Origin of the sequence: Brevibacillus sp. FIR094, assembly GCF_050477165.1 — a bacterium.
Classification (GTDB): Bacteria; Bacillota; Bacilli; order Brevibacillales; family Brevibacillaceae; genus Brevibacillus.
The window spans coordinates 16,316-42,338 of the sequence record NZ_JBEAES010000027.1; the positions used below are offsets into that span (position 1 = coordinate 16,316).

Here is a 26,023-nt window from a genome sequence, read left to right on the forward strand (position 1 = left end):
CAGGTAGTGAGCCCATTGTTATTGGAGATAGCCCTCTTTCCCTTAATGGTGGTCAAATTAAATCTTCATACTTTTGCACATTTTATAGTCAAGTTGATTAATGGTTCCTCCGAAAAATTAAAAATGGAATACAGGATATAGACCCTTACTTCTAAACTAATTTATGTGAAATTACCGAGAAAGGTGAATACCTACAAATGTAACAATGAAGATTAGCTCATACAGCAGGTTAGGGAGGTGGATTATGGTAATTATTCGTTTGGCAACATTAGACGATGTTGATGAACTTGTTCAAATGCGTTGGGACTTCTCAGAAGAAGAGAAAACAATTAATTCTGTCAGCTTTGAGGATTTTAAGCCGATTTGTAGTGAGTTTTTGATGAAAGCAATTAAAAGCGGAGATTGGTACATTTGGATAGCAGAGGTTGAAGGAAGATTAGTATCACATATGTACCTGCAATTCATACATAAAGTGCCTAGGCCGGGTAAATCTCCAGATCCTTATTTCGGATATGTAACAAATGTCTCTACTCGGCCCAGTTTTAGAAGTCAAGGTATTGGCACGATGATTCATATTGCTATGGAACAATGGTCAAAAGAGAATAATGTTGAGTTCCTTATCCTTTGGCCAAGTAGTGATAGTGTAAAGTTTTATGCAAGAAACGGTTTCTCTCAATGCGAAGAAGCTATGGAGAAGCATTGGTGATTGGGTATACCGGAGTATGCGAATTCCGCTTATTAATACTCGGTAATGAAAGTAACGGGTTCGATAGTTGAATAAAAAGAGGTATTCAGGAATGATATTTTTTATTTTCTCCTGAATACCTTTTTTTATTTCCAATTAGATTTTTAAGCACATTTGCGATAAACATGTAATTCTTTAAAATTGTTATAAAGAACTATAGAAATATTTTATTTTCTTCGTATTTTTGCCCATACAGTTGACAATGTACAAATCATTCTCGTTGTACTGTACTGGAATCATGAATGGGTTACTTCCTACCCACTATCCGATACTTTATGGATACAACCGGAAATCACCGTCAAAATCAAATTTGCGGAGTGGAAGGAAGGGCATTCCTTACGACAGCCAAGTATACAAGGCTTTGTGGATGTCCCTCCCCACCAGTGTGTTTTGGAGTAAGGAACCAATTTGTTCGATCTCATTGTCGAAACGATCCAGCCTGTTTTGCCCTCCCCAGCTTTTGCTTGCCATGATTAAGAGCCTGCATTTCCCCGTAGCTCGTCAACAGAGCTATCAGTAAGAGGGCAATGTACACAATGGCTGTCGTGACCCCTCCGACTGCTGATTTGTCCTTAAAAAAGTCTCCAATTAAAATCACGATCACACAACCACTCAAACAGACTGTCGTGATCCACACCATCGACCGGTAAAATCGATAAAGCTTCGTTCCTTCGGGAATGAGGCTTTGCTCTCTTCCTTTGTTCTTTCCCCTTACGTGAATGAGCAAAAAGATCGCCAACGGCAATTGAAAGACGAGCACGATCAACGGCAAGCTATAACTAATAAATTGATCGATATGCGCTACATTTGGAAACCCGAATATGGACGATACAACGACAAACCATCCACATGGAGCATTAAATGTATTGTAATGCCGTTGTCCCCCAAATGATCCAACCCCCACTAAAAATGCCAAGTAAGCGACAATGACCTTAATTGTGAAAGCGGGGAACCACACGCTAAAGAGGATCATTTCGACCCTGTCTAGGAAATCTGTCACGTGGATTTGCTGGACGAGAATATAGATAGGGAAATTCAGTCGACTGGCGATCATGAAACCCATCACCCCGAGCAAGACGAGCAACATAATCGTCGTTCCAAAGCCAACAATGATGACCCCGTGCTTCATCGCAGCATAAAATAGTCGCGGCTCTACAATGGCATGTAAGAATGCCCCAATGAGAAAAATATCACCATATACACCCACTGGTAAAAAGTTGCTGACCACGATCCGATCCAAGTTACTGGTCAAGATAGGTTCTAATCGCTCTACGTTGTATTCATTAACCAGCAGGAAATATAGCGAAATGCACATGATGAAATAAAGGGGAAAATAAAACTCATTTACCCGTGCCGCCACCTCAAGACTCGTTTTGCCATAGTACATCATTAACAGAACGAAGACGAGTAAGATGACCTCCAATGGCGTGGTTGGCAATAAGGAGATATGTAAAAAATCAGCTGCCCCTTTAATATCGATCGCCAGGATGATCCAAATGTAAAACAAAATGAGTAGATTGATAGCTCCACCAATCCACTTCCCGCCAATGATAAACAAGATTTCAAAGATATTTTTCCCGGGGTATGCTTCAACCAGCCCACTCAAAACGTAAGCGATAAAAAGCGCATAAAAGATGGGTAAAATTTGAGAGAACCAAGCATCCATCCTTGCTACCTGAACGACAGACCGCAAGAAACTGATCATCATTCCTGTCATCAAGACACTGCCGACCAGCCAGGCAATTTGTCGATGATTGACAACTTGCTTGTGAATCATACTTGGGCCTCCTTATACGAACTGATCCACCCACCACTTCACATGAGGAGATAGAAAGTTCATCAAATTACTCGTGGGTAACACTTGATAATACTGGAATTGCAAAGCAATCAGACAAAGAATGGTTAAAACGTAGAAAATAGCAATGACTCGCTGCTGTCTCCCGTCCATTCCTTTTCGCTTCATGATGAATTCTCCAAACGAAAGTAACAACATAGAGATAAAAAAGATCAAAAATATTCTATTCATGATCATCTTCACCCTGGGTAATATTTTTCGTTGTCTGCCCGAAATTGGCCATGTGCACTTTGGATCGGATTTCATATGTGATTTTCGGAAGCTCCGCATTCCACCTGTTCCGATATCGGTCTCGCCACTCTCGCGGATAATTCCTTGACAATGCGATTCCTAACCCAATGAAGTCTGATTGTTTTTGTTGGATCGTTTGCATCATCTGTTTCACACCGCTATTGATTTGCTCGGCGAGCTTTGCTTGCAGCATGCTAATATTTTTCTCTTCCTCGAGATCGAGGTTTGACAGATTCTCCACCACAACAGCAGAAGCGTAGAGGTCAATTTTGAAATGGATGTGGCCTTTCCTGATCACAGGCTTGATATTCGCTCTTCCTTTCGAAAGAGTTATCGTAAGCCGATCGTGCTTGTTGAGGGACACTACAACAGAAAACGGTGTAAAATCGCGTTGGAACAATCGCAATCCGAGCAGGTCTTTGGGCTTCGCGATCGCTACGAGCTTGTCCTGTCGAAATATGCCTACCCCCGTCGCCTCTATTTCTTTTGACTTTCCTTTCGGATGAGAATCCACTGCTGCCAGAACGGGTAAAATGGCATCAACCCCTGGTGTACCGAGCATTTGGGCCACATCCTTCAATGTTACCGTAATGCCGCCCATCTTGACCAACTCACGCATCGCTTCTCCCGAAAAACGTTCAAATTGCGGCTGTGCGGTTAGTAATTCGATTCCTTTGCCTTTTGTCATGACAATGTAAGCTGTCAGTCTATTTTCCGGAAAGCGCGCCACGATATCCAGTACTTCTGACATCCCATCCTTCGCCAGTTCTTCGCCTATGACGATCATTCGGTGATGGGAGTAGTAAATTTCTCGAGACATTCTTGCTTGGATCAATCCATTCGCTTCCCGAATTGTCCTGCCTACGGCGGAATCAACGTAATAACTCTTATCACCACTCGTCCCACCACCACCTCCGGACTGTGCGCCTAGGCTACTGACCAAGGGGACCTGAATGGATAGGCGATACCTGCCGTCTGGTTCCTTATCCATCGCCATTGCAATGACGATGGCCATATCATTTACTTCACGGCGATCCCAACATCCAGATACTAGGAACATGCAGAGCGACACCACCAATATGCGGGTCACAGCCTTCACGATTGTCCCTCCTCGTTTGGATGACGGTTGCCTGTCACCCCTGATTGCCCTCCTCTTTGTTGAATAGAATTAGCCAAACCATCGTTCATACGCCTTGCATTTTGAACGCCCAAAAAACTTGGGCGTTTTTCCATCATCGACCATGGAGCCCTCATCAGTACGTCTTTGAGATCGCCGATCGACATCGGTCCTAGCGGTGATAAATAAGGGACACCAAAAGAGCGCAGGTTGGCCATATGACCGAGGATGAGCAATAACGCTACTAGCATTCCATAGATGCCGAGGATCGAAGCCGCAATCATAATCGGAAAACGCAGTATTCGCAATGAAATCGATGCATTAAAATGCGGGATGGTAAATGAGGCAATCCCTGTGAGCGATACGACGATAACCATGGGGGCAGAAACAATCCCAGCCTGCACCGCTGCCTGACCAACGACCAGCGCACCTAAAATACTGACGGCCTGCCCGACCGTTTTCGGGAGACGAATCCCCGCTTCTCGCAAGGCTTCAAAAGAAATTTCCATGATAAAAGCCTCCACAATAGCAGGAAAAGGAATAGACTCGCGCGCAGCCGCAATACTTAAAAGGAGCGTGGTCGGTAGCATCTGTTGGTGATAAGTCGTAATGGCCACATATAAAGCAGGGGTAATGAGCGAAATAACGAGAAATACATAGCGCAGCAGTCGAACAAGGGTAGCCATTTGAAATCGCTCGTAATAATCCTCGCTGGCCTGCATCATCATCCAAAACGTAACAGGCACGATCAAAACCATCGGTGTCCCATCCACAAAAATCGCGACGCGTCCCTCCAGCAATGCCGCAGCAACCGTGTCCGGGCGCTCGGAATACATAACCTGAGGGAAAGGCGAGTACGTGTTATCCTGGATCATCTCTTCGATATATCCGCTTTCCAGCACAGCATCCATATTGATCTTGCTGATTCGACCAGTGACCTCCTGTACGATCTCTGGATCAGCAATCCCATCAAGAAAGGCAACCACCAGATTGGTGTTCGTCTCACGTCCAACTACCAAGGACTTCATTTTCAATCGAGGTGTTCGCAATTTGCGACGCAGCATCGACGTGTTCGTGCGAATATTTTCGATAAAGCCCTCACGCGGCCCCCTTACGACCGCTTCTCCTTCTGGTTCGTTAACGGAACGTTTTTCTGCTCCACGAATGCCGAGCGTGAGCGCTTCTGTATTTCCCTCAACAAGAATGCCTGTATCACCTGAAAGCACAGCTTGTAGCAGCTTTTTATAATCGTCTATTCTTCCCATCTGGGAAACGGGCAAAAGTGACTCTTCTATCACTTTTATATCTTCATCGCCGTCTTCAAGTACCATTAACGATCTCAGTGCAGAATTGACCTCTTTGGTATCAATCAGTCCATCTACGAAGACAGCAATCGCACGGACACTGTTTTTTAGACGGAATTCTCGTATGACAAAATCGGAGCAATCAGAGAACATTTTTTTCAACAGTTCAATGTTCTCTTCCAATTGAGGCGAAATCGGTATACCCTCCAGCTCGATTAAGCTACAGGAATTCATTGTCTCAATCAGTTCTTTCATTTTATCTTTCTTCTTGAATTTCATGTCATCACCAACCCAACCACTGGAAAGCTACCCGTATTATGGTTAATTGACAGGAAATATATGCAAAGAGGTATTCCTTTTACATAGAGATACTCGGATGGGAGATAGTAGGAACACCTATCCCTTTTAAAAAGAAGGTGAAACCATCATTGTGTCCTGCAACAAAAGAGTACGAGCTGACGATTGATAATCACACTTTGTCCATTACAAATCCTGACAAGCCTCTATGGCCACAGGCCAAGGTAACCAAGCTAGATTACTTGCGTTATTTGCTGATTGTCTCAGCCCCACTCCTACGGTATAGCAAGGATCGGCTCTTAACCGTCATTCGCTACCCTCACGGAGTTGGCGACAAGCACTTCTATCAAAAAAACGCCCCTGACTATGCGCCTGAATGGATACAAACGCATACATGGGACAATGTTCGTTACGTACTGTGCAATGACCGGGCGACACTCGTGTGGATGGCAAATCAAGCAGCATTGGAGTGGCACGTCTCCTTTCACCTCGCTACGGATGAGACTCCGACAGAGCTCGTTTTTGACCTCGACCCTTCCACAGATGATTTTGCCGTTGTGATAGAGTCTGCCCTCTTGTTGAAACAGCTGCTCGATGAATTACAGCTGCCTTCATGGGTCAAAACATCTGGTTCTAGCGGCTTGCAAGTATACGTTCCGATTGAACTCCGCTATACGTTTGAACAGACGCGCCAGGTCGGACATTTCATCGCATCCTATCTAGTCAGCAAGCATCCCTCACTATTAACCATCGAGCGCTTGGTGAAGAATCGGGGAGATAAGCTGTACATTGACTATTTGCAACATTGGCGAGGAAAAACTTTGCCTGCCCCTTATTCAACTCGTGCAAAAGAACAGGCAACCGTATCAACACCACTTCAGTGGGAGGAAGTTCCCCATTCTCATCCCACAGACTTCACCGTTTATACGGTACCCAAACGGCTAGAAACCTTCGGCGATTTATTCTCATCCGTATCTGCTCCGGCGAAACGAGCCTCCCTTGATGCCATCCTTGGCTTTTTGCAGTCCCAGTAAGCCATTAGTTGGAATCCAGCAGCCCATTTGTGCTATACTTGGCAAAGATGTTTTGAGGCAAGGAGGCACATTCATGATTGATCCGATCGCAATTGCAATCGGCCCCTTAAAGATACACTGGTATGGCATTATTATGGGGCTGGCGTTTTTCTTGGGTACTTATCTCGCTCGCTACAATTCCAAACGTTCTGGCATTGATCCTGATCACGTCTTGAACATGGTGGTTCTGATCATTCCAGCAGCCATCGTTTGTGCAAGATTGTATTATGTTACGTTTGAATGGCAGCAGTACAAAGACAATCCACTGGACATCTTCGCAGTTTGGCAAGGCGGCTTGGCTATTCACGGTGGATTAATCGGTGGTGTACTGGCAGGAAGCTGGTATATTCGAAAACATAATCTACCGTTCCTGCGTTTGGCTGACATTTTCATGCCGAGTGTTATCTTGGGTCAAGCCATCGGACGTTGGGGTAACTTTATCAACCAGGAAGCGCATGGTGGTCCCGTCTCTGCTGAGTTTATGGAAAAGTTCCCTGCTTTCATCCGTGAACAAATGTTTATCGGCGGACAATATTACCACCCAACGTTTTTGTATGAATCGATCTGGAACCTTTTCGTTTTCGCCGTTCTGATGTTCATGCTGTACCGATTCAAAAAATTCGATGGTCAGGTCTTGTTCAGCTACATGATCCTGTATTCACTCGGTCGCTTTTACATTGAAGGAATGCGTACAGACAGTTTGTTAATAGCAGATACCCTGCGTGTCGCTCAATTAGTCAGTCTCTGCTTAATTGCTGCCGGTGTCATCTTGATGCTCGTGTTTGCACGCAAAAACAAGCAGACAGGACATTCCCAAAACTCGATCGAATAGCCCCAACATGCCATATCCATTACCACTCAGGTCAATTCGACTGGGTGGTTTTTTCTTTACCTTGTCTGAATTGTCGCAATGCAGGCAATAACTAGGAGAAAGAATGAAAAAAGGAGGGGAATCAGATGGATGATGGAATTTTGGAAGAGTATCTCGATCGCTATGTACGTATTCATTTTGCTCCTGATATGATCGGTCAAGGATTATCTGCATACGCAGAAGGCAAATTGTATGATTACAGCCCAAATGGGATTTTAATTGAAGAGCGGGATGGCTCGCTGGACTATATCCCATTCTCTGCCGTACGCCTCGTACAAATTAAACCCAAGCCCGGTTTATGGGAACGTTTAACTGGATCAAGTTAACGAAAAAGACACCTCCCCGCGTACTCTACACGGAAAGGTGTCTGTTGTTTGTTGTATAAAGATGTAGCTCTACAGGAATACGTCAAACACGACGTAGCATGCAGCAGCCAATAGTCCTGTAATCGGAAGGGTAATGACCCAAGTGACCAAGATTCGGCCAGCCAAGCCCCATTTTACTGCGTTCAGCTTTTGCGATGCCCCAACCCCCAAGATGGCGGATGTGATCACGTGCGTTGTGCTCACTGGCAGTTTCAAAGCTGTAAAGATTGTGATAATCAAGGCAGAAGACAGGTCTGCTGAGAAACCGGAAATTGGCTTGATTTTCATAATCTTACCACCCAAGGTCTTGATGATACGCCATCCACCAAAGGCTGTACCTAAAGCCATTGCAATAGCAGCTGATAGTTTTACCCACAGTGGAATGACGAATTCGCCCGGTTCTTGAATCAAGAATCCACCAGAAATCAGAGCAAGGGTGATTACGCCCATTGTTTTTTGCGCATCGTTGGCTCCATGGCTGAAGGCCTGCCAAGATGCTGACACTACTTGCATCGTACGGAAACCTCGATTGGTTTTGTGGTACGCTGAGTTACGGACAAGCCAAGACACAAGCTTGATCACGACAAAACCAATAGCAAACGCAACAAGCGGGGATACGATCAACGCTTGGATAATGCTAATGAAGCCTGACCAGTTAATGGCACCACTTCCTGCGGCACCAAAAGCAGCACCTGCAACGCCGCCAATAATCGCGTGCGAGGACGAGCTAGGAATTCCGAACCACCAGGTGATTAGGTTCCACAAAATCGCAGATGTCAACGCGGCCAAAACAACGACCAATCCATTTTCCAGCTTGAATGGATCGGTAATGCCTCCCCCGATTGTCTTCGCTACCCCCGTATACGAGAGTGCACCAATCAAGTTACACACGGATGCAATAATAATCGCGGTTTTCGGACTTAATGCACGCGTCGAAACAGAAGTCGCAATCGCGTTCGCCGTATCATGAAAACCATTGATAAAGTCAAAAGCTAGCGCCATGATGACGACGAGTACGAGAATAATCACCTCTGGCGAAAGATCAGGCATTCTTTAACACGATCCCTTCTACCAGGTTGGAGACGTCCTCAGCGAAGTCAGCACAGTCTTCGAGCTTATCGTAAATCTCTTTGAGTTTGATCGCTTCCATTGGGTTGGTATCAGGAGAATTCAACAAATCAGATACCATTTTACGGTAGTTGGAGTCAGATTCATGCTCCAAATCTTTGATTTCCCCAGCGATTTTTGTAACAACTTTATGATCCAGCTTGCGCAGTGTGCGAATCAGCTCGATCAGCTTAGCCGAGCATTTCACCAAAATATTGGCTTGTGCCAATACACGTGGATCTGGTTGAGTCACTTGGTACAGATACATACGATCAGCGACACCGTCAATGTAGTCGATCATTGAGTCCATCGTATGAGCGAGCTGGTGAATGTCTTCACGCTCAAGCGGAGTGATAAAAGTAGAGTTCAACTCGTTCATGATACGACGAACGATTTCGTCTCCTTCTTTCTCGACAGCCTTGATTGCCTTAACCTTTGTTTCTAGATCTTGATAGTTTCCTATCATTTCATAGAAAAGATGAGTTCCTTTGTGCACAGTGGCAATCTGCTGCTCGAACAGATCAAAGAAGATATACTTGTTTGATTTCAACATACTAGACTTCTTCACTCCTTTGAATAAATGACACCTAACAGATTATATCGAAAGTTATTGTTTCCGTAAATTTAAAATCAAGGTCAAGTGTGTATATTTTTCTTTAAGGAATTATTAAGTTTTTGTAAATGCTCTTTACAATTCAAAAAAACACCCGTGTCAAGAGAGCTGACGAGTGTTAGTTTTGCCAATATTTATCTTTTCATTCGATGCGACCATCATGCAATCTTTCCGTTTTTTCGCTTCATACATAAGCATATCTGCTTTTTTCGCTAACTCTTCCGCTGTTGAAGCATGGTGTGGATACGAGGCTACTCCGATACTGACCGTGACACCTGAAAGAGCGTGTCGAACTTGATTTTGAATTCGTTCTCCGATTGCCAGTCCTCTAATTGTGTCGGTATGCGTTAACAAAACGACGAATTCTTCCCCACCCCATCTTCCAACCGTATCTTGTTTTCGTACACTTGCCTGCAAAATCCTTGCGAATTGGCAAAGGAGTCGGTCACCTTCCAAATGACCATATGAATCATTGAATATTTTGAAATTATCCAAATCGATAAACAATAAGGTAACAGATTGATGATTGCTTTTTGCCAACTCCACTTCTTCGACCAGCTTGTCCAAAAATCTGCGATTGACGAGAACGCCTGTAAGTGAATCGTGATAAGCCATCTGCCGCAATTGATCTACATACTTCCCTATTTGATAGGCAGCAAGCGTCTGAATGACAGCCACAAGTATAAGAAAGACAATCATACTCTCATCCGTCGGCAATCCGTATCCGGTCAGCCAAACCGAGATGATCACACAGGACATACCCAAACTAATCCAGCGTGAGCCCAAAGTACACTACCCCCGATCTATCCGATGTAACCCTCTATCAATTCATACATTAGACCTATCTAACAAAATGCTCAGTAGGTCTTTTTTCATATAATCAGGAATATTTTACCTATCTTTTTTTGTAAGTTCAAGCAAAACAACGAAACCGGCGATGAATTGGAACCAATTGGAAGGGATAAGCTAATGGCTAATAAAAACAGACGGGAGTGAATGAATCTATGCCCCGTATTGAAGCAGTGGCTACAGCAGTACCTTCCCACGAGATTACACAAGAGGATTCCATGAAGCTGGCACGCCTATTTTTTCAAGATGCTTATCCCGACATAGACCGTTTGTTACACGTCTTTGCACACAGTCACATTCAGAAGCGGCATTTTAGTATGCCGATGGATTGGTTTTTGGAGGACCGGCCGTTTGCAGAGAAAAATCAATTGTATATCGAACATGCGGAAGCCTTGGCCGAGGAAGCAGCCCGAAAGTGTTTGAAAAAAGCTGGTGTCGAGCCATCATCCATCGATTGTCTGATGTTTGTCTCTAGCACTGGCATTGCGACCCCAAGCCTTGATTCCCGCTTGCTCCATCGTTTAGGACTCCGTCCACAAGCAACCCGTGTCCCGTTGTGGGGCCTTGGCTGTGCCGGTGGAGCGATGGGATTGTCGCGGGCATGTGAATACACCCAGGCTTATCCCTCGCGGCGAGTATTGCTTGTGAGCGTAGAACTGTGCGGCTTGACCTTCATCCGACAAGATTTGTCCAAAAGCAACTTGGTCGCAACGTGCCTATTTGGAGACGGAGCTGCATCCGTATTAATAGAAGGAGACCAAGTCTTGTCCTCTTCTGACGCACCCAAGGTCCAATTTTGTGATGCGCGAACGACAACATGGCCGGACACCGTAGATGTCATGGGATGGGAATTGACCGATCCAGGGTTAAAAGTCATTTTCTCCCGCGACATTCCTACTCTCATTCGTTCTTCGATGCGAGAAAACGTCGAGAGCTTTTTATCACCGCATGGGATGTCTATTAATCATCTGCGTCATTTCATTTTCCATCCTGGTGGAGCCAAGGTATTAACGGCTTATCAGCGATCTCTAGGCATTGGCACAGAAGCCACTCGTTTTTCTGAAGATGTCTTAACTAATTTTGGGAACATGTCTTCCCCTACGGTTCTGTTCGTCTTGGAAAAAAGCATGGAGAGGGCGTGGGAGCCAGGAGATCGCGGTTTGGTCGCTGCGCTTGGACCTGGATTTAGCTCCGAGCTCTTACTTCTGGAGGCGAGATAGTCATGTTGCTCTTCTTTGGATTCGTCATGGTTGCAGTCGTGTTGCAGCGGCTGGTCGAGCTTCTCGTTGCCGTGAGGAACGCCCGCTATATCCGGTCTAAAGGTGGCTACGAGATTGGGGCGAGTCATTACAAATACATCGTCCTTCTTCATCTTCTCTTTTTTCTCTCGCTTATTTTCGAAGTGGTGGGAAAAGGCAACGCCATGGTTCTTCCCTCTTGGTGGGCGATTCCGTTCAGCCTGTTTTTGATCGCGCAAGGGCTTCGTTACTGGTGTATTCGCAGCTTGGGCAAGCGATGGAATACCCGCATCTTCATACTCCCAGACGAGGCTCCGATTAAGCGAGGTCCTTATCGATTTATTCGTCACCCCAACTACTTGGTCGTAACGCTTGAGCTGCTCCTACTCCCCCTGACATTTTCCGCTGTGGCAACTGCTCTGACATTTTCTCTCTTGAATGCCTGGCTGCTCCTGCGAATACGGATTCCCTTGGAAGAAGCAAGCGTCTACGATGGTCATCGTGAGCCATAAAAACGAAAAGTCTTTGGCACATGCACATGCCAAAGACTTTTTATCGAGCAAAAGGTTTATCACTAGTCATTCAGCGGGAAAAGAAAAGAAGCTGTTACTCTTTCCCGTGAGGTGGATCAAGTGAATCGTACAACGATAGTGGAGCCTCAGGAGACGAAGCGTATCATCGTCCGAGACTTTTTCGCTTTGATTGAAACGATACCGAACAAGGATGACCAGGCTAGTATTCAAATCTTTCTTCGCTATTTGCAAAGTTTGCTAAGAATCAAGCAAGTCGTTCCTCCGGTTGTGGAAATCATGACGGTCATCAAACAAAACAAGCCACTACTCTACCACGCCGCACGCAGAGTTACTCTTCCTTCAAGCAATCTGCACATGCTATTTCAGCTAGAAATGGATATTATGCTTGCCCACGAAAGGCTCCGTCAGTACGACAAATGATTTGGGTAGGCTTTGCCTTACCCTTTCAAGTTTTCTGGATTCAGACATTCAAGCTCTGCAATGACAAAACGACCATCTTTGCGAATCAGGACGTCATCAAACCAGATTTCCCCGCCGCCCCAATCCGGACGCTGGATGGAAACCATGTCCCAGTGCACGGACGATTTGTTGCCATTGTATGCTTCGTCATAGCATTGACCAGGCGTGAAGTGGAAGCTTCCGTCTATTTTTTCATCAAACAAGATATCTTTCATCGGGTTGCGAATGTAAGGATTCACACCAATAGCGAATTCCCCAACGAAGCGCGCTCCCTCGTCTGTATCCAAAATGTGATTCAAGCGTTCGGTATCGTTCGCTGTGGCTTCCACAATTTTGCCGTCCTTGAAGGTAAGTCGAACATTTTCGAAAGTGAAGCCGTGGTATGGTGTTGGCGCATTATGAGTCATAACGCCATTTACGGAATCCTTCACAGGCGCTGTATACACTTCACCATCTGGAATATTGCGTAGACCAGCGCATTTCACAGCAGGAATGTCCTTGATGGAGAAGGTGAGATCCGTTTCAGGTCCTACCAATCGTACTTTGTCTGTGCGATTCATCAAGTCAACTAGACTGTCCATTGCTTTGTCCATTTTTGCGTAATCCAGGTTACATACTTGGAAGTAAAAATCTTCAAAAGCTGCTGTAGACATGTTCGCAAGCTGTGCCATGGAAGGATTCGGATAACGAAGGACAACCCACTTCGTTTTAGGCACGCGCACGTTCATCACTGGCAGCTCATACAGGCGAGAATAGATGCCGAGCTTATCGCTAGGAACATCAGCCATCTCATTGATATTGTTCGCCGCACGAATCCCGATGTAACCTTGCATTTTCTCCATGAGTTCAACTTCATGTTGAGCCATGGTCTTCAACTGTTCTTCATTGCAATTCATTGCGATTTCTCGGCTTACGGCGGGATCAATCAATTGAACATAAGGACTGCCGCCTGCTTTATAAATCTCACGCACGAGGGCTTTCACCAAATCCGGTGTGTCCCCTTTCGCGTTGATCAAAATGTTTTCCCCTGGCTGTACTCGTACAGAATAGTTAACCAGATTGTACGCTAATTGATCTAATCGTGAGTCTCTCATTCGTGGCACACCCTTTTTAAATTTTCTGATTCCTCTTGTATTTTTACCGATACAATCTACTAAGTCAATAAAAAATTTTTATCAACGGAATAAAAAGTGGCCAGCCTCCTTGCATCCAGGCTGGCCTTGTTCTTTTCCTGTGTTTTTACATCGTCTGTTCCTTGTCCTCAATGGTTCCCATCTTGTACATGTCACTGACCAGCTCCTGCGTCGTAGCCAGACCAGCTGTATGTTCGTCTGCCTCTTGATAGTAGACGGCTCCGCCTGCATCCTCAGTGCCCAATTCTCTCGCCCTGGATTGAGCCTGATTCTTATCATAACCTGCCATTTTCGTTCCTCCCTCCTTTTGGTTTCTATTCGCTATAGTTTGTACGGGAATCTCCAGATTTAGCCGAAAAAAAAGACGCCTTGCCCAATCGAGGGACAAAGCGTCTTTATCATCATCTATGCTTATTTTTCGTTATCGGATTCTGGAGCGATCGTCGCCCAACCAGCTGCTGGAGCACTCACAGCTGTTACGCGACCAGTTGTAACAAATTGATCTACTCCTGGCATGATAGCCCAGCCAGCTACATTAGAGATCACTGGAGCATATTGACCACTCACCCATACAAACTCATCTTTACCTGGCATGATAACCCAACCACCTTGTTGATTCAAACCTTGAATTGGGGTAACTGTTTCTGGAGTCGCAGGTTTTACTTCAGGTTTCGTTGTTGGTGCAGTTGTTGTGGTTTCAGTTGCTGGTTTTTCTTCTGTAGTTGCAGGCTTTTCTTCTGTAGTTGCTGGTTTTTCTTCCGTTGCAGTTGTTTTTGCTTCTGTTGCAGTAGTCGTTTCAGTAGCTTTTACTGCCTCTTCTGCAAATGCAGCTTGTGTGAAGAGAGCCGCTCCTAAGATACAAGAACTCATGATCAGTGTGCTTTTCTTTTTCATATGTGTACACTCCCATTCCCGCGGTACACACTTTTGTCTTACACGAATGTCCCCAAACCCGAACTTGAAGGTATGCTATATGCACTGCTGCATTTTCCTGAGAAAATACGTAAACTGCTCTAACTCGTCGTCAGACAGATTCTCCAGCAGCTTTCCTACTAGTGCTCTCCTGTGGCACAAAAGTCCTTCCAGAGTCGGAACGGCTTGTTGTGACAAAGTGACCCACACGACACGTCGATCCTGTTCATCTCGAACTCGGTCAATAAAACCGGCCTTGACCAACCGATTGAGTGCGATTGTGGTGGCACTATTGGATAACTTCAAAATAGTCGCCAGCTCAGAAACTGTGCTTCGTCCTTTTTGATGTAGCACACGCAGCAAGATAAACTGCTTCGGACTGATTGACTCTTCCTCTAGCCAATTGTTAATAAAGAAACGAGCAATCTCGACAAATACTCGATCCAGTTCCTCAAGTTTACTGGCACGGGACATATTGCTCACAACATCACCCATTTTCGGAAAATTAATAATATAAGTACTTTTACTATAAAACTATATAGCCTAAGTACCGGAAGATCAAGAGGACTCCCGAAATTATTTCTTTTCACGAAAGATATGTATGAGCCAGACAAAGTGTTTACCACTTAATATTTTTATTGTAAAACTTATTTCAAGAACATCTTAACTCAAACAGGAAAAACTGACAATAGGTAAGCTTGCAAAATAATGTTACGACTTTTTCCAGCTTCATCCACGAAGCCAATTATTTCCTTGAATCATCTTTCGTATCTATTCGTAAAGCATGTATAATGGGAAGACAGCCTTTCACACACGAGGCCATTTGACTCAGGCATATTTGCCACAGAAACCACATACATAGGAGAATTTCAATGGAACAAACCAACCCTACACCAAAATGGAAAGCGGAATTGCTCGATTGGTTAAAATCGTTTGCCTTGATTGGCGGATTGACTGCGTTTATCTACGTATTTGTCATGGCTCCCTACGTCGTCCAAGGGCGTTCCATGGAAAGTACGTTGCATGACCGCGAGCGTGTCATCGTTAACAAAGCGATTTACTACCTCAAAGAACCGCAGCCTGGCGATATCGTCATCGTTCATCCAGATGCAACTGGCGACAACTGGATCAAGCGCGTGGTAGCAGTAGCTGGAGACACCGTTGAAGCCAAAAATGATCAAGTGTATGTCAATGGCCAACCGCTCAGCGAAGAGTATTTAGTCGAAAACAAGCTTAAAACCTCTACAGCAGGTGTGACGTTAACCGAAGATTTTGATCCTGTGAAGATTCCTGAGGGCAGCGTGTTTGTCATGGGGGATAATCGCAACAACAGTATGGATAGCCGCGTCATTGGTCCTGTTCAACTGGATCATGTAGTAGGTCGTGCAGAAGCCGTATACTGGCCGCTGTCCCAAGTCCGTCTCCCACGTTAACATTTATCCAGACAGTAAAAAGCCGCTCCTTATCGGGGCGGCTCTTTTCGTTTTCGATGGCGTTATTTGTGGGCAATTGCCGCTTCAGAAAAATAATCCTCCAAAGTAAGGCCACCTGCCATAATTTCTTTCGCCATCTCCTTCCCTACATAACGCAAATGCCAAGGCTCATACGCATATCCAGTCGTATCTTCCTTGCCCTTTAAATAACGAATGACGAACCCAAAGTCTGCACAGTTGGCTGCCAGCCATATTCCTTCAGGTGTCTCACTAAATGACTCTTCCAAGCGTGTACTTGCATCATATCCGGACACATCCATAGCCAAGCCAGTCTGATGCTCGCTCTTTCCAGGTACGGCACTGTAGGCAGCAGCATGTTCAGCACCTTGTGTCCTTACATACGTTTCGTACAGCGATTTTTGGGTCTTATACGAGCGGTAGCCAGAAACCGCATACAGTTCAATACCTTCTGTCTTTGCTTTGGCAAACAGTTCTTCTAATGCTTGCGCGGCTTCTGCTCTCAGCAATCGCTTCTCCACTTTTTCATCAAAAGGAAACGGCACATTCGGCTCTACCAAATCCGGTGGAATATAATCTCCTGGCAATGCCCGCTGTTTATTTACGACAACCGAGAGATCTGTTGCGTTCGTAACGGTTGGCACTCCATCCACATCTTTTATCGTCTCTGTAAGAGATGCCCGTTGGAGACGTGCTGTCTCCTCTTTATTTGGTTCAACTGTCGTTGACTGCGTTCCCTCACCCGTGGACTGTCCATTCGACTCGCTGGATAACATTCCACTTAATGAGGGAGGTTCGCATCCACTGAGTAGTGCTACTGATAGTGCTGCGACGATCGCAAGGCTGCTGGTGCGATTTTTGTTCATGATCGATCCTCCTGGTTCCTTACAGACACATATGTTCTGCTCTACCTTACCATGGAGTACTACGAAAGAAAAGGTAGATAGGTCACGCTTTTTCGGAGGTATATTCCTCGTTAAGGTTTTTGACAAGCGTCGGCAACCATTCATCCAGCGACCAAAATGGGAAGCCCACAGCCTTAGCCTTACCGTTATCCATGTAAAAGGATGCTACAAATCCATAGGGAGACGCATCAGAAGCATCTGTCGTTGGCTCGATTCGGGCAGATTTTCCGACTGTTTGCGCAATCATCTCCATCAGGTCAGCAAGCGAAACAGTCCCATCCGAGCACGCATTCACTGGCCCTGTGATAGATGTTCTCGCCACCCATGCCAAAAATTGAGCTGCTTCCTGTGCATGTATGAAGCACATCCGGGCAGCGGGATTCGTGATACCAATCGGCCGCTCCTCTTGCACATGCTCCATATGAAACCATAGCCGACGTGTGTAATCGTCTTCCGCCAGTACGATTGGAAAACGAACGGCTACGACAGGGAACGCCTTTTCCTGAAAAAAGACCGCTTCCGCTTGACGCTTCCCCTCTTGATACGTTGTCTCGTCTCTCGTTTTTCGGTTGATTTCATACGTGTATGGATCAAATGCTTCTTCCTGTAGTGGTTCCTCTGCAAAATCGTAGACGGACAAGGTAGAGGTCAAAACGTACGTACCCACTTTCCCGCGAAAGACCTTACACGCATCCATTGCATTTTGGGAGGAATAACAGATGTTATCGTAAACCACGTCCCACTGCTCTTCTCCTGCAATCGCTAGTGAATGGACGTCATCGCGATCAATCGTCATTCTTTTGACAGAGGCAGGCAACTCCACTTGGGTCAGGCCCCTTGTTGCCACCGTAACGTCTGCTCCAGCTTCAACGAGAAGCTGGACCAATCGCTTTCCAAAAAATCGCGTTCCTCCGAGTACAAGTACTTTCTTCATTTTTTCTACATCCTTTCCTTGATCAGCCTACTTTTTGCTATTCAACTCGATGGAGCGCTCTCCTTCCTTCCACATGACCGTATAGCCCAGCTTCTCGCCAACTTTTTTGACTGGCAAGTAAGGAATTCCCTTCACCATGACTACATCAGACTGGAAGGACGTCACTTTTTGTCCCAACCCTAACAGCAACTTTTTGGCGTGAACATACGCTACTCCATCTATCATCACTTTTTGCTCTGCTGTATATGGGTAGACATTGCCATTTACTCGTAAATCAAAGGGGCCTTCTTTATCTTTTGGCGACTGGATTGGCTGAGCAGCCGTATACGCAATGGCATCGACCCCGAGTACAGTACCCTCGCGTGTGTTATCCGCTCCGCCGTACATTTTTCCCGTTTCAAAATCGTACACAATCGCTTGGACGTTGCCAATGTTCGTCGGTTCCTCAGCAAAGACGTGACCTTTTGCCACCAATTGCAGGATGACATCTTGGTCAATGCCCGCTTCCCACGTCACTTTCGGATAGCTGCTAGAAAAAATGCGTGGTGCACGGATCGCATCCTCAATTTCCATTCCATGATCGATCACATTGAGAATCGTCTGCGATACGGAGGCGATAATCGTGGAGCCACCAGGTGAGCCAATTGCTAAAAAAGGCTTCCCGTCTTTTAACACCATGGTTGGCGTCATGCTCGAACGTGGACGCTTGCCGGGCTCGACCTGATTGACACCGCCAGGAATCGCGTCAAAATCTGTAAGCTCATTATTGAGCATGAAGCCGTAACCAGGAACCATCACACCGCTGCCAAAAATATCTTCAATGGTGGTCGTATACGCAACGATATTCCCCCATTTATCCATCACAGAGAAGTGCGTGGTCTGCTTGACCGGAGATTGATCTCTCAGTGTCATGGACACCTCTGGCTTTTTCCCAGGATCGTACTTCCACGGGTCTCCTGCCACTACAGTGGCATTCGCTGTCTCTTCACGAATGAGCTGACGCCGTTCCTTGATGTATTCATCTGCAATCAGCCCCTTTTTCGGTACCGGATAAACGTCTTCGTCCGCCATGTAAGCCGCCCGATCTGCGTAGGCGAGATGGTTGGCTTCGATCAGATGATGCAAATAAGCTACCGACCCGATTCCGTCTTTTTGGTTATCGTAACCTTCCATCAGCTTCAAAATCTGAATGAGTGTCAAGCCGCCAGAGCTGGGTGGTGCCATCGAAATCACTTCATATCCGCGATACATGCCGTGGACCGGTTCACGCTCTTTTACTTGATACGCCTGCAAATCATCGAGTGTCATGGTGCCACCCGTTCTTTGTATCTCTTCAACGAGGGCCTTGCCAATTTCACCTTCATACAGGGCATCTGAGCCTTTGTCGCGGATGATCTTCAACGTTTTCGCCAATTGGGGCTGAAGCAGCATCTCACCTTCTTTGAGTGGAACACCATTTGGCGCAAACACCTGTGCAGCAGTACCGTGCTTTTTCAGCTTTTCCATGGAATTGGCAATAAATTGTGCGGACACCCAGTTGACGCGAACTCCTTTTTCCGCCAGTTCAATCGACGGTTCTATCACTTTTCCCAAGTCCCATGTCCCATACGATTCCAGCGCCTGCTCTACACCCAGCAATGTCCCTGGGACACCTACAGCCTGACCGCTCGTATGTCGCTCCTCAAATGGGATCGGCGTACCATCTGCCCGCAAAAACATAGTGGGAGTCACCTTAGCAGGCGCCACTTCCCGACTATCTATCACCGTCACTTTGTTCTGATCCTTCACATAAATCATCATGAATCCACCGCCGCCGATACCGGACATATACGGTTCTGCCACATTCAGAGCAAATTGGATCCCAGCCGCAGCGTCAATCGCATTACCGCCCTTTGCCAAGATATCTCTACCGACCTGAGCCGCTGCTGGATGTGAGACCGCGACAATTCCTTTTGTAGCTCCTTGCACACCTGCTGGCACACCTGGGACTTTTCCTACAGCAAAATGAGGAAACGAAAGCACGGAAACAATTGAGAGGGCAACCAACATCCCTTTTTTCATGCGATCCCTCCTATTCCATTTCATTACTTCTATCTTTTATTATAATTTTCAGCATTTTTTCAGGTCAACCCACATTCACAGTTGCTTAGGCAAACATTTCTCTACAGAAAAAAACACTCTTCTGCAGCAAGACTTGTCGTCTTCACAGAAGAGTGTTGCGATTTTTGTTTATGGCATGATGACCAAATTGCTCACCACGCGTCGTTCTTTGCCGCCAGATGGCTTGTTCAACAGCTTGCCATTGTAATAAAACGCACTGGAGCCGCCGCCGTCGAGGTTATACGCATCCACGACATGCCACTCTTGCAGCTTTCTTTGTGCTTCCTCCAGCGTAACACCATTACTCCAGCCATCTCGTCTTCCATCAATGACAATCAGCAGCAAATCGCCGTTGTCGAAATGGCCGATCAGTGTTCGCGGTTGACGCGCATTCGCCCATTCATGAGGGATAGGCAATCGCTTTCCGTCCTGCAAGAGACGCGGCAAAAAGCTCGCTCCCTGCAATATCCCTTGTTGCGTAATTTGCGCCTGCGTCTTGATGTTTGTTCCGACCAGATGACCTTTGTTGTTAAAGCCGACAAAGCTCAGCTTCGCATTATTGGAAAAGGTTCGAATCTTGCCGTCAACAACAGTAATACCTAACGGAGTCAGATTGCCCTGCTTGTCCGCCATAAAGCCACCTGCATTGATCGCAAGAATGGCTCCTGTTCGTTTACCTGCTTGACTCGTCGTTTCTCCCTTACTTTTCACGGAGTTACTGGCCAACACCATTTTCAACGCGTTCGGATCATTGAGGCGAACTTTGGCCATATAACCGCGGTATCCGCCTTCTTGCAGGGAATAGACTTTCACTGTCGAGTTTTTCCCGAAGTGTTGACCGATAGGCTTGCCAAGCATGTTGGACAAAATCGTGTCCAATACATCCGCAGATTTTTGCGTCTGGGATTTGCTCGCTTCAAGTGCGCTGCTGATGTTCTTGTTTTGTTGCTCGTATTCTTTCTGTTCCTTTTTCGAGCGATCCTGGATGTCTTCGATGACGACTTCTACATTTCGAAGCTGCACCTTGGTGTCGTTGAGCCGTTCCCCCAGCTCATCTGCTTGGCTCTTCGCTGCGGCAGAAGGAAGCTTCAGGCCTTCTGTCTGGAGCTTGTCCACTGGATTGTCCAGCGCAAAAGCGACCAAAAAACCAAGAGCAGGCGCCAACAGAAAGAGAAAGAAACGGTTTATCTTACCAAGCACGGGCAGCATCCTCCAATTTTTTCAGAGATGCTTTCAAATCAACCAGCTGTTTGTTGAGCTGGTCAACCCGATCCTGCAGAGCTTCTTTGGTTTTGTTCGTGCCACCAATGGTTTCACCCGTCAATGCCAAATCTTCTTCCAGATTTCCCAGACCCTTCTGGACATTTTGCATTTCTTCCTGCACCAGAGTCATTTGATCTCCCAATGCCTTCATCTGCTTTTGATTATCTTCTTGAATTTGATCAATTCGTTGGTTCACAAATTGCTGTTGCTTGTCCAACGTATAAACAGCAAAGGCATATCCAGCGTAGGCGAGTCCTACCCAGACCAGAACGGCCAAAACGATCGGTAGTAAAGGACGCTTACCTTCTGTCTGGGAGGGATTCAATGCCTGAAAAAGGCTGCCTCTTCTGCGTCTTCCTTTCTGCTTCCCGTTTGCCGGGAGTGGCAGTGTTGGTGACGAAGTCGATGACGCTCCCATGTATTTGTCGTCCATCGGCTCCCTCCTCCTTTCTGTGACATAGAGTGAGGTTTCATTATAACATAGAAAGTTTTTGAAGCAGCATTTTGCTGAATAATGGAAAAACAAGTAAAAAAAAGAAAATACCGCCATTTATTTGGCGGTATCTCGCTTTATTTTCGGAGTTGAAATTCGCTTTGCAGCTGATTGTGCAGTCTTTGCAAAAACAGGATTGGGTCTTCCTTGTTGGTCTGTTCTTCAACAAGCTCTAATTTTTTGCGCATGATGCTGGCAATTTGATTCCCGAGTTCATATTTTTTCGCTTGAGATAAAGAAGATGATCTGCTGATGAAGGAGGACAGCAACTGCCAGTCCTCTCGGGTAATCGCCTGTTTTTGGCGCTCTTCAAGCACGAGTAGCGCATGATTCAAATCAAAGCCGTTTGGCTGTTTGTCTTTCTTTTCTGAAAAAGAGGCGATCGCTGTCCTGACTCTACCACGACAATTGTGCCCGCTACCAAATCGCCAATTCGCTTATCACGGGGGTGGAAAAAGCATACGAGCGCCCCGAGAAAATAACCAGTTGGCATTGCGTCAATGATTCGAAACAGATTCCGGATCGTCGAGGAAACAAACGTCGCAGGCTGTCCATTATCACGGATGACCCGGATTCCGACCAGCCTTTTGCCAACGGTCTGTCCGCCCCAGAATGCTTCCTGTAACCAAAAGTAACCAAAATTCGCTACGAAGATAACCAGGAGGACGATGGCCAACGTGTAGTTGCCAGAATCCAGGAAAAAATCATCTTCATTTCCAAATAAAACTATACCAAACAAAATAAATACAGTAAGATTAACCAGGAGCAAGATTCCTGTATCAATCAGCATCGCAGTGGCTCGACTGCCTAGACCTGCCGTCTGAAATCGTAGCATAACATGCTCGGGTGTCACGACAGAAGCTTCTCGATTTGACCCACTGACGTATGTCGGTTCATTCATGATGGTTTTCTTCCCCCCCTCGAAACTTTGAGGTTTTTTCGAGTTTTTGAAACACGCGTTAATGTAAGGAGGCATTATACATGGATATTACCTCGTTTTGGCACAAGCATAAAGCCTCTTGGGCCGAACTGGAACAATTAGTGGAGCGTTTTACCCGACAACCTCGGCACATCAGTGCTACCGATATTGATCGCCTGACACAACTATATAAGAAAACATCTGCTCATTTGGCCTATGTGCGCTCCTACCATCCTGCAGACGAGATCACACTCTATTTAAATCAACTCGTTTTACGTGCACATAATTTAGCTTACAAGCAGCGAATAGGCAGCTGGCAGCAGCTCAAGCATTTCTTCGGCAGCTACCTGATGGGTCTCGTACATAAGCGAATGAGCTTTATTGGTGTGGCAGCGCTTCTCTTCATCATTGGTGGTATTTCTGGCTTTGCCGCCGTTATGGTCGATCCACTCAACCTGTATTATGTATTGCCACAAGGGATGGCTGAGCAGATCGATCCATCCAGGCTGGGAGAAGGGCACGAATCCCTCGACAGTCCGGTCATCTCCACGATGATCATGACCAACAACATCAAAGTTGCGATGCTGGCCTTTGTCAGTGGAATTACATTCGGAATCGTCCCCATCTACCTACTCTTGTTCAATGGCCTTCTGGTTGGAGCTTTGGCAGCCGTCTACTATCAAGCAGATAGCAGCTATGCGTTTTGGGCCTACATTTTGCCACACGGCGTGATCGAGCTGACTGCCATCTTCATTGCTGGTGGAGCAGGTCTTCACATGGGGTACCGCCTACTTGTGCCCGGCCGCTACGCTCGAAAACATCAATTTTTGGAGGCGGCAAAAGAATCTGCGCATCTACTCTTGGCGACTATCCCACTCTTGTTCATCGCGGGAATCATCGAGGGCTATATTACTCCATCGAGTCTCTCTCTCGAAGCCAAGTACATCGTAGCTGTCGGCACATTGCTTTTGCTAATTGCCTGGTACCTCCTCGGATACAAACCCGATTCTCACAAAGCTTCTCTTGATTTGATGTCCAAATAAGTATTGATAACCGTCAGCGTCAATTGATCGGCCGGAACGTCCAGTACCTGGATACCCGCGCCGATCATTTTTTGTTGAAACGCCCTGCGATCGAGCTGGAACCGCTGAGCTACCGCCTTCGTAAACGCCAAGCTGCTGTTGCTCGTGTCTATATGACTCCATTCATGCAGAAGCGGATCTGCCAAAGACAGCAGCAAGATCAAATGCGAACGGCGCATCCGCCACAAATAATTGCTCAACTGATCTTCGACGAGGTAGTTTTCCATATCTGAAAAAAGAACCACCAAGCTCCTTCTCTTCTGCTGGCGATTCAAAAATTCAAGCGCCTTCGCCGGATCGGCCTCTACAAAATCACTCGTCAGGTTGTAGGTTGCCTCCAAAAGGGTGTGCAAGTGGCGCAGCCCTCTGCCTGGAGGTATGTACGTCTTGATCTCATGCGAGTAAGCTAGTAAAGCTACCTGATCTCCTTGACGCAATGCCACTGCCGCTAACGTGAGGGCAGACTCCAGCGATCGATCCAGTCTCGTCTGGTTATCCAGCTCGACGCCCATCAACCTGCCGCAATCGATCAAAATGGTTATCACCTTGCCATGCTCTGGTCGATATTGATTCGTCATCAGACGTCGTGAGCGTGCTGAAGCAGACCAGTTAATCATTCGAGGATCATCGTCAGGCACGTAATCGCGGATCGCATGGAATTCCGTACCCGCTTTCGCCCTGCGCATGATTTTTTTCCCGTCGACGATCAAGCTCTCCTGCAATGAAGCCAAATAGCCACGAACGGCTGAAAGGTCAGGGTATACCTTGATCGTTTGTTCACACGCAAAGCGGCTTTGGCGATACCACAAGCCGAACTTGCCATGCCACCGCATGTAAAGCCAGCGGAACACGTACTCTCCGCGTTCTTTTCCTCTTGTTTCAAAACTTATGTTGGTGTAGGGTTGCTCCATCACACCTGTGATCGGTCCAGCTTCTTCAAATGGCAGCGGTAGATCATCTACGATAGAGTACGCAACGGATTGCCCGCTTCTGTTCGCCAACTCAAGCTCGATCGAAAACGATTGTCCGATATCCGTCTGCTCAGGCAAGATTCGCTGGATCGACAAGTCTCGGCGTTTAGGGATGGTAACCCAATCCAAGGCACTAGCTATCAGGAGTAAACCGTTGTACAAAAAGAATGTCGAATAGCCAATCCCCAGTAGAAATCCGACGATCGCGATGGGTGTGCCTAGCAAAACTGCCACAAGCAGTCGCTTGGATGGCAAGACAAAACGGTCTGCCAAAAAATCAGCGAGGAACTGGAATAGCCGCCAGCGTCTCTTCGATGATGTGGTCACCGGTACCCCCCTCCAATTCTACCTGCGGTGACAGAATGAGTCGGTGCCGCAATGCAGGGCGGGCCACCATCTTCACGTCATCAGGCGTCACAAACTTGCGATTGTCCAAAAGTGCCCAGGCTTTACTCGCCATCAACACGGCGATTCCGGCACGAGAGCTGGCACCTAAGAGCAATCGTTTCGTTTCGCGAGTATTGCGAATCAGTGTCGTTATGTACTCCAGAATCGAATCATCCACAACCACTTCTTCTAATTGGCGTCGCTTCTCCAAAATCGCCTCCCATGTAAAGAGCGGCTCTTGATTACGCTCGTGGCTGCGCTTGTTGGGAATATGTTTGGCGAGGATTTGCTTTTCATTTTCATGGGAAGGATACGACATTGTCAGCTTGAACAAAAAGCGATCAAGTTGAGCCTCCGGCAACACATACGTTCCCTCGTACTCCACAGGGTTTTGCGTAGCGACGACGAAAAACGGATCTGGCAAAGGATAGGTGACACCATGAATCGTCACTTGCCCTTCCTCCATTGCTTCTAAAAGGGCCGCCTGGGTTTTCGGAGGAGTCCGGTTGATCTCGTCCGCCAGCAATAAGTTAGCGAAAACAGGACCTCTGATTGTCTCAAACTGGTTCTGCTGCATATTGAACACCACATGACCAATGATGTCTGATGGCATCATGTCAGGCGTAAACTGGACGCGCTTGCTCACGCCCCCCATCAGCTCTGATAAGGTCCTAACCATTTTCGTCTTTCCGATACCGGGTACACCTTCTAGCAAAACGTGTCCGCCGGCAACCAAAGCTGTTAGCAGTAGCCGAACATTTTGCCGCTGACCAACCAGCTCTTTTTCCATTTGTTGCAACAATTGCTCCACGGTAG

29 protein-coding genes and 1 pseudogene are annotated in these 26,023 nt (G+C 46.5%); 10 read left to right on the forward strand and 20 right to left on the reverse strand.

The genetic code is table 11. The features are described from left to right. Positions 1 to 244: 244 nt before the first annotated feature. Together ACQ5DJ_RS21485 and ACQ5DJ_RS21490 are read left to right on the forward strand one after the other, a co-directional pair. Positions 245 to 706: a GNAT family N-acetyltransferase gene (locus tag ACQ5DJ_RS21485; RefSeq protein WP_429844231.1), complete on the forward strand. Its 462-nt coding sequence runs from the start codon at positions 245 to 247 to the stop codon at positions 704 to 706. A gap of 303 nt (positions 707 to 1,009) precedes the next feature. Then, positions 1,010 to 1,144: pseudogene (locus ACQ5DJ_RS21490) on the forward strand (DNA ligase); the annotation flags it as partial. A 19-nt stretch (positions 1,145 to 1,163) separates the two neighbouring features. Here the strand turns inward: ACQ5DJ_RS21490 and ACQ5DJ_RS21495 are convergent. Genes ACQ5DJ_RS21495 through ACQ5DJ_RS21510 form a run of 4 tightly spaced genes read right to left on the reverse strand, consistent with a single transcriptional unit; the run spans position 1,164 to position 5,531 of the window. Then, positions 1,164 to 2,522 carry a GerAB/ArcD/ProY family transporter gene (locus ACQ5DJ_RS21495; protein WP_429844232.1) on the reverse strand — a complete coding sequence of 453 codons (1,359 nt, stop codon included), beginning with the start codon at positions 2,520 to 2,522 and terminating at the stop codon, positions 1,164 to 1,166. 12 nt (positions 2,523 to 2,534) lie between these two features. Further along, positions 2,535 to 2,708: a hypothetical protein gene (locus tag ACQ5DJ_RS21500; RefSeq protein ID WP_429844233.1), complete on the reverse strand. Its 174-nt coding sequence runs from the start codon at positions 2,706 to 2,708 to the stop codon at positions 2,535 to 2,537. Between the two features lie 55 nt (positions 2,709 to 2,763). Further along, positions 2,764 to 3,930: a Ger(x)C family spore germination protein gene (locus ACQ5DJ_RS21505; protein WP_429844234.1), complete on the reverse strand. Its 1,167-nt coding sequence runs from the start codon at positions 3,928 to 3,930 to the stop codon at positions 2,764 to 2,766. Next, positions 3,927 to 5,531: a spore germination protein gene (locus ACQ5DJ_RS21510; protein ID WP_429844235.1), complete on the reverse strand. Its 1,605-nt coding sequence runs from the start codon at positions 5,529 to 5,531 to the stop codon at positions 3,927 to 3,929. The genes ACQ5DJ_RS21505 and ACQ5DJ_RS21510 overlap by 4 nt, the downstream gene beginning before the upstream one ends. Before the next feature lie 149 nt (positions 5,532 to 5,680). Here ACQ5DJ_RS21510 and ligD point away from each other — a divergent pair, with 149 nt between their 5' ends. From ligD to ACQ5DJ_RS21525, 3 genes are all read left to right on the forward strand, one after another. Beyond that, entirely contained in the window at positions 5,681 to 6,583 is a 903-nt protein-coding gene (gene ligD, locus ACQ5DJ_RS21515) for a non-homologous end-joining DNA ligase (RefSeq protein ID WP_429844236.1), read from the forward strand. A gap of 73 nt (positions 6,584 to 6,656) precedes the next feature. Next, positions 6,657 to 7,454, forward strand: coding sequence for a prolipoprotein diacylglyceryl transferase (gene lgt / locus ACQ5DJ_RS21520; RefSeq protein WP_429844237.1), 798 nt, complete (start codon positions 6,657 to 6,659; stop codon positions 7,452 to 7,454). A 125-nt stretch (positions 7,455 to 7,579) separates the two neighbouring features. Beyond that, entirely contained in the window at positions 7,580 to 7,819 is a 240-nt protein-coding gene (locus ACQ5DJ_RS21525) for a hypothetical protein (RefSeq protein WP_088908244.1), read from the forward strand. Between the two features lie 69 nt (positions 7,820 to 7,888). Here ACQ5DJ_RS21525 and ACQ5DJ_RS21530 read toward each other — a convergent pair whose 3' ends face one another. The 3 genes from ACQ5DJ_RS21530 to ACQ5DJ_RS21540 form a co-directional block, all read right to left on the reverse strand. Continuing rightward, the gene (locus ACQ5DJ_RS21530; protein ID WP_429844238.1) at positions 7,889 to 8,908 is read right to left on the reverse strand and encodes an inorganic phosphate transporter; all 1,020 of its coding nucleotides are present in this window, start codon (positions 8,906 to 8,908) and stop codon (positions 7,889 to 7,891) included. Continuing rightward, positions 8,901 to 9,518, reverse strand: coding sequence for a DUF47 domain-containing protein (locus tag ACQ5DJ_RS21535; RefSeq protein ID WP_144614368.1), 618 nt, complete (start codon positions 9,516 to 9,518; stop codon positions 8,901 to 8,903). Before ACQ5DJ_RS21535 ends, ACQ5DJ_RS21530 begins: the two co-directional genes overlap by 8 nt. A 159-nt stretch (positions 9,519 to 9,677) precedes the next feature. Then, positions 9,678 to 10,364: a GGDEF domain-containing protein gene (locus ACQ5DJ_RS21540; RefSeq protein ID WP_429844239.1), complete on the reverse strand. Its 687-nt coding sequence runs from the start codon at positions 10,362 to 10,364 to the stop codon at positions 9,678 to 9,680. 218 nt (positions 10,365 to 10,582) lie between these two features. Between ACQ5DJ_RS21540 and ACQ5DJ_RS21545 the strand changes: the two genes are divergently transcribed. The 3 genes from ACQ5DJ_RS21545 to ACQ5DJ_RS21555 all read left to right on the forward strand — a co-directional run bounded on the left by ACQ5DJ_RS21545 (position 10,583) and on the right by ACQ5DJ_RS21555 (position 12,618). Then, on the forward strand, positions 10,583 to 11,647 hold the full coding sequence (locus ACQ5DJ_RS21545) for a type III polyketide synthase (RefSeq protein ID WP_429844240.1): 1,065 nt from the start codon (positions 10,583 to 10,585) through the stop codon (positions 11,645 to 11,647). Between the two features lie 2 nt (positions 11,648 to 11,649). Beyond that, positions 11,650 to 12,177, forward strand: coding sequence for an isoprenylcysteine carboxyl methyltransferase family protein (locus ACQ5DJ_RS21550; protein ID WP_429844241.1), 528 nt, complete (start codon positions 11,650 to 11,652; stop codon positions 12,175 to 12,177). Between the two features lie 120 nt (positions 12,178 to 12,297). Then, complete coding sequence (locus ACQ5DJ_RS21555; RefSeq protein ID WP_429844242.1) at positions 12,298 to 12,618, forward strand: hypothetical protein; 321 nt, start codon at positions 12,298 to 12,300, stop codon at positions 12,616 to 12,618. 17 nt (positions 12,619 to 12,635) lie between these two features. Here ACQ5DJ_RS21555 and ACQ5DJ_RS21560 read toward each other — a convergent pair whose 3' ends face one another. The 4 genes from ACQ5DJ_RS21560 to ACQ5DJ_RS21575 all read right to left on the reverse strand — a co-directional run bounded on the left by ACQ5DJ_RS21560 (position 12,636) and on the right by ACQ5DJ_RS21575 (position 15,185). Further along, positions 12,636 to 13,751: an aminopeptidase gene (locus ACQ5DJ_RS21560; RefSeq protein WP_429844243.1), complete on the reverse strand. Its 1,116-nt coding sequence runs from the start codon at positions 13,749 to 13,751 to the stop codon at positions 12,636 to 12,638. Positions 13,752 to 13,896: 145 nt separating this feature from the next. Then, positions 13,897 to 14,079: a DUF4025 domain-containing protein gene (locus tag ACQ5DJ_RS21565; RefSeq protein ID WP_429844244.1), complete on the reverse strand. Its 183-nt coding sequence runs from the start codon at positions 14,077 to 14,079 to the stop codon at positions 13,897 to 13,899. A 122-nt stretch (positions 14,080 to 14,201) separates the two neighbouring features. Then, complete coding sequence (locus ACQ5DJ_RS21570; protein ID WP_429844245.1) at positions 14,202 to 14,684, reverse strand: hypothetical protein; 483 nt, start codon at positions 14,682 to 14,684, stop codon at positions 14,202 to 14,204. Positions 14,685 to 14,759: 75 nt separating this feature from the next. Continuing rightward, positions 14,760 to 15,185: a MarR family winged helix-turn-helix transcriptional regulator gene (locus ACQ5DJ_RS21575; protein ID WP_137028269.1), complete on the reverse strand. Its 426-nt coding sequence runs from the start codon at positions 15,183 to 15,185 to the stop codon at positions 14,760 to 14,762. A gap of 389 nt (positions 15,186 to 15,574) precedes the next feature. Here ACQ5DJ_RS21575 and lepB point away from each other — a divergent pair, with 389 nt between their 5' ends. Then, a complete protein-coding gene (gene lepB, locus ACQ5DJ_RS21580; RefSeq protein WP_429844246.1) occupies positions 15,575 to 16,135 on the forward strand; it encodes a signal peptidase I in 561 nt (186 codons plus the stop codon). A 62-nt stretch (positions 16,136 to 16,197) separates the two neighbouring features. Here the strand turns inward: lepB and ACQ5DJ_RS21585 are convergent, their stop codons facing one another. The 7 genes from ACQ5DJ_RS21585 to ACQ5DJ_RS21615 form a co-directional block, all read right to left on the reverse strand. After that, positions 16,198 to 17,019, reverse strand: coding sequence for a M15 family metallopeptidase (locus ACQ5DJ_RS21585; protein ID WP_429844247.1), 822 nt, complete (start codon positions 17,017 to 17,019; stop codon positions 16,198 to 16,200). Between the two features lie 82 nt (positions 17,020 to 17,101). Further along, positions 17,102 to 17,992, reverse strand: coding sequence for an NAD-dependent epimerase/dehydratase family protein (locus tag ACQ5DJ_RS21590; protein WP_429844248.1), 891 nt, complete (start codon positions 17,990 to 17,992; stop codon positions 17,102 to 17,104). Positions 17,993 to 18,019: 27 nt separating this feature from the next. Then, positions 18,020 to 20,053, reverse strand: coding sequence for a gamma-glutamyltransferase (gene ggt / locus ACQ5DJ_RS21595; protein ID WP_429844249.1), 2,034 nt, complete (start codon positions 20,051 to 20,053; stop codon positions 18,020 to 18,022). 168 nt (positions 20,054 to 20,221) lie between these two features. Further along, positions 20,222 to 21,301, reverse strand: coding sequence for a phosphodiester glycosidase family protein (locus tag ACQ5DJ_RS21600; RefSeq protein ID WP_429844250.1), 1,080 nt, complete (start codon positions 21,299 to 21,301; stop codon positions 20,222 to 20,224). Next, entirely contained in the window at positions 21,282 to 21,788 is a 507-nt protein-coding gene (locus tag ACQ5DJ_RS21605) for a hypothetical protein (RefSeq protein ID WP_429844251.1), read from the reverse strand. The genes ACQ5DJ_RS21600 and ACQ5DJ_RS21605 overlap by 20 nt, the downstream gene beginning before the upstream one ends. A 137-nt stretch (positions 21,789 to 21,925) precedes the next feature. Then, positions 21,926 to 22,183 (reverse strand): hypothetical protein, encoded by a 258-nt coding sequence (locus ACQ5DJ_RS21610; protein ID WP_429844252.1) that lies wholly within the window; start codon positions 22,181 to 22,183, stop codon positions 21,926 to 21,928. Continuing rightward, entirely contained in the window at positions 22,180 to 22,749 is a 570-nt protein-coding gene (locus tag ACQ5DJ_RS21615) for an RDD family protein (protein WP_429844253.1), read from the reverse strand. The genes ACQ5DJ_RS21610 and ACQ5DJ_RS21615 overlap by 4 nt, the downstream gene beginning before the upstream one ends. A gap of 80 nt (positions 22,750 to 22,829) precedes the next feature. Here ACQ5DJ_RS21615 and ACQ5DJ_RS21620 point away from each other — a divergent pair, with 80 nt between their 5' ends. Next, positions 22,830 to 23,810 (forward strand): stage II sporulation protein M, encoded by a 981-nt coding sequence (locus ACQ5DJ_RS21620; protein ID WP_429844254.1) that lies wholly within the window; start codon positions 22,830 to 22,832, stop codon positions 23,808 to 23,810. On the opposite strand, the gene ACQ5DJ_RS21625 is transcribed toward ACQ5DJ_RS21620, so the two are convergent. Together ACQ5DJ_RS21625 and ACQ5DJ_RS21630 are read right to left on the reverse strand one after the other, a co-directional pair. Further along, the gene (locus ACQ5DJ_RS21625; RefSeq protein ID WP_429844255.1) at positions 23,777 to 25,147 is read right to left on the reverse strand and encodes a DUF58 domain-containing protein; all 1,371 of its coding nucleotides are present in this window, start codon (positions 25,145 to 25,147) and stop codon (positions 23,777 to 23,779) included. The genes ACQ5DJ_RS21620 and ACQ5DJ_RS21625 overlap by 34 nt on opposite strands. Continuing rightward, entirely contained in the window at positions 25,098 to 26,018 is a 921-nt protein-coding gene (locus ACQ5DJ_RS21630; protein ID WP_429844256.1) for an AAA family ATPase, read from the reverse strand. The genes ACQ5DJ_RS21625 and ACQ5DJ_RS21630 overlap by 50 nt, the downstream gene beginning before the upstream one ends. Between the last annotated feature and the right edge of the window lie 5 nt (positions 26,019 to 26,023).

What these genes read in the sequence shown, in the direction of transcription:
- ACQ5DJ_RS21485 (WP_429844231.1), top strand. Translation starts at nt 245, where the DNA reads ATGGTAATTATTCGTTTGGCAACATTAGACGATGTTGATGAACTTGTT.
- ACQ5DJ_RS21495 (WP_429844232.1), bottom strand. Translation starts at nt 2,522, where the DNA reads ATGATTCACAAGCAAGTTGTCAATCATCGACAAATTGCCTGGCTGGTC.
- ACQ5DJ_RS21500 (WP_429844233.1), bottom strand. Translation starts at nt 2,708, where the DNA reads ATGAAGCGAAAAGGAATGGACGGGAGACAGCAGCGAGTCATTGCTATT.
- ACQ5DJ_RS21510 (WP_429844235.1), bottom strand. Translation starts at nt 5,531, where the DNA reads ATGAAATTCAAGAAGAAAGATAAAATGAAAGAACTGATTGAGACAATG.
- lgt (WP_429844237.1), top strand. Translation starts at nt 6,657, where the DNA reads ATGATTGATCCGATCGCAATTGCAATCGGCCCCTTAAAGATACACTGG.
- ACQ5DJ_RS21525 (WP_088908244.1), top strand. Translation starts at nt 7,580, where the DNA reads ATGGATGATGGAATTTTGGAAGAGTATCTCGATCGCTATGTACGTATT.
- ACQ5DJ_RS21530 (WP_429844238.1), bottom strand. Translation starts at nt 8,908, where the DNA reads ATGCCTGATCTTTCGCCAGAGGTGATTATTCTCGTACTCGTCGTCATC.
- ACQ5DJ_RS21535 (WP_144614368.1), bottom strand. Translation starts at nt 9,518, where the DNA reads ATGTTGAAATCAAACAAGTATATCTTCTTTGATCTGTTCGAGCAGCAG.
- ACQ5DJ_RS21545 (WP_429844240.1), top strand. Translation starts at nt 10,583, where the DNA reads ATGCCCCGTATTGAAGCAGTGGCTACAGCAGTACCTTCCCACGAGATT.
- ACQ5DJ_RS21550 (WP_429844241.1), top strand. Translation starts at nt 11,650, where the DNA reads ATGTTGCTCTTCTTTGGATTCGTCATGGTTGCAGTCGTGTTGCAGCGG.
- ACQ5DJ_RS21560 (WP_429844243.1), bottom strand. Translation starts at nt 13,751, where the DNA reads ATGAGAGACTCACGATTAGATCAATTAGCGTACAATCTGGTTAACTAT.
- ACQ5DJ_RS21565 (WP_429844244.1), bottom strand. Translation starts at nt 14,079, where the DNA reads ATGGCAGGTTATGATAAGAATCAGGCTCAATCCAGGGCGAGAGAATTG.
- ACQ5DJ_RS21570 (WP_429844245.1), bottom strand. Translation starts at nt 14,684, where the DNA reads ATGAAAAAGAAAAGCACACTGATCATGAGTTCTTGTATCTTAGGAGCG.
- lepB (WP_429844246.1), top strand. Translation starts at nt 15,575, where the DNA reads ATGGAACAAACCAACCCTACACCAAAATGGAAAGCGGAATTGCTCGAT.
- ACQ5DJ_RS21585 (WP_429844247.1), bottom strand. Translation starts at nt 17,019, where the DNA reads ATGAACAAAAATCGCACCAGCAGCCTTGCGATCGTCGCAGCACTATCA.
- ACQ5DJ_RS21590 (WP_429844248.1), bottom strand. Translation starts at nt 17,992, where the DNA reads ATGAAGAAAGTACTTGTACTCGGAGGAACGCGATTTTTTGGAAAGCGA.
- ggt (WP_429844249.1), bottom strand. Translation starts at nt 20,053, where the DNA reads ATGAAAAAAGGGATGTTGGTTGCCCTCTCAATTGTTTCCGTGCTTTCG.
- ACQ5DJ_RS21600 (WP_429844250.1), bottom strand. Translation starts at nt 21,301, where the DNA reads ATGCTGCCCGTGCTTGGTAAGATAAACCGTTTCTTTCTCTTTCTGTTG.
- ACQ5DJ_RS21605 (WP_429844251.1), bottom strand. Translation starts at nt 21,788, where the DNA reads ATGGACGACAAATACATGGGAGCGTCATCGACTTCGTCACCAACACTG.
- ACQ5DJ_RS21615 (WP_429844253.1), bottom strand. Translation starts at nt 22,749, where the DNA reads ATGAATGAACCGACATACGTCAGTGGGTCAAATCGAGAAGCTTCTGTC.
- ACQ5DJ_RS21620 (WP_429844254.1), top strand. Translation starts at nt 22,830, where the DNA reads ATGGATATTACCTCGTTTTGGCACAAGCATAAAGCCTCTTGGGCCGAA.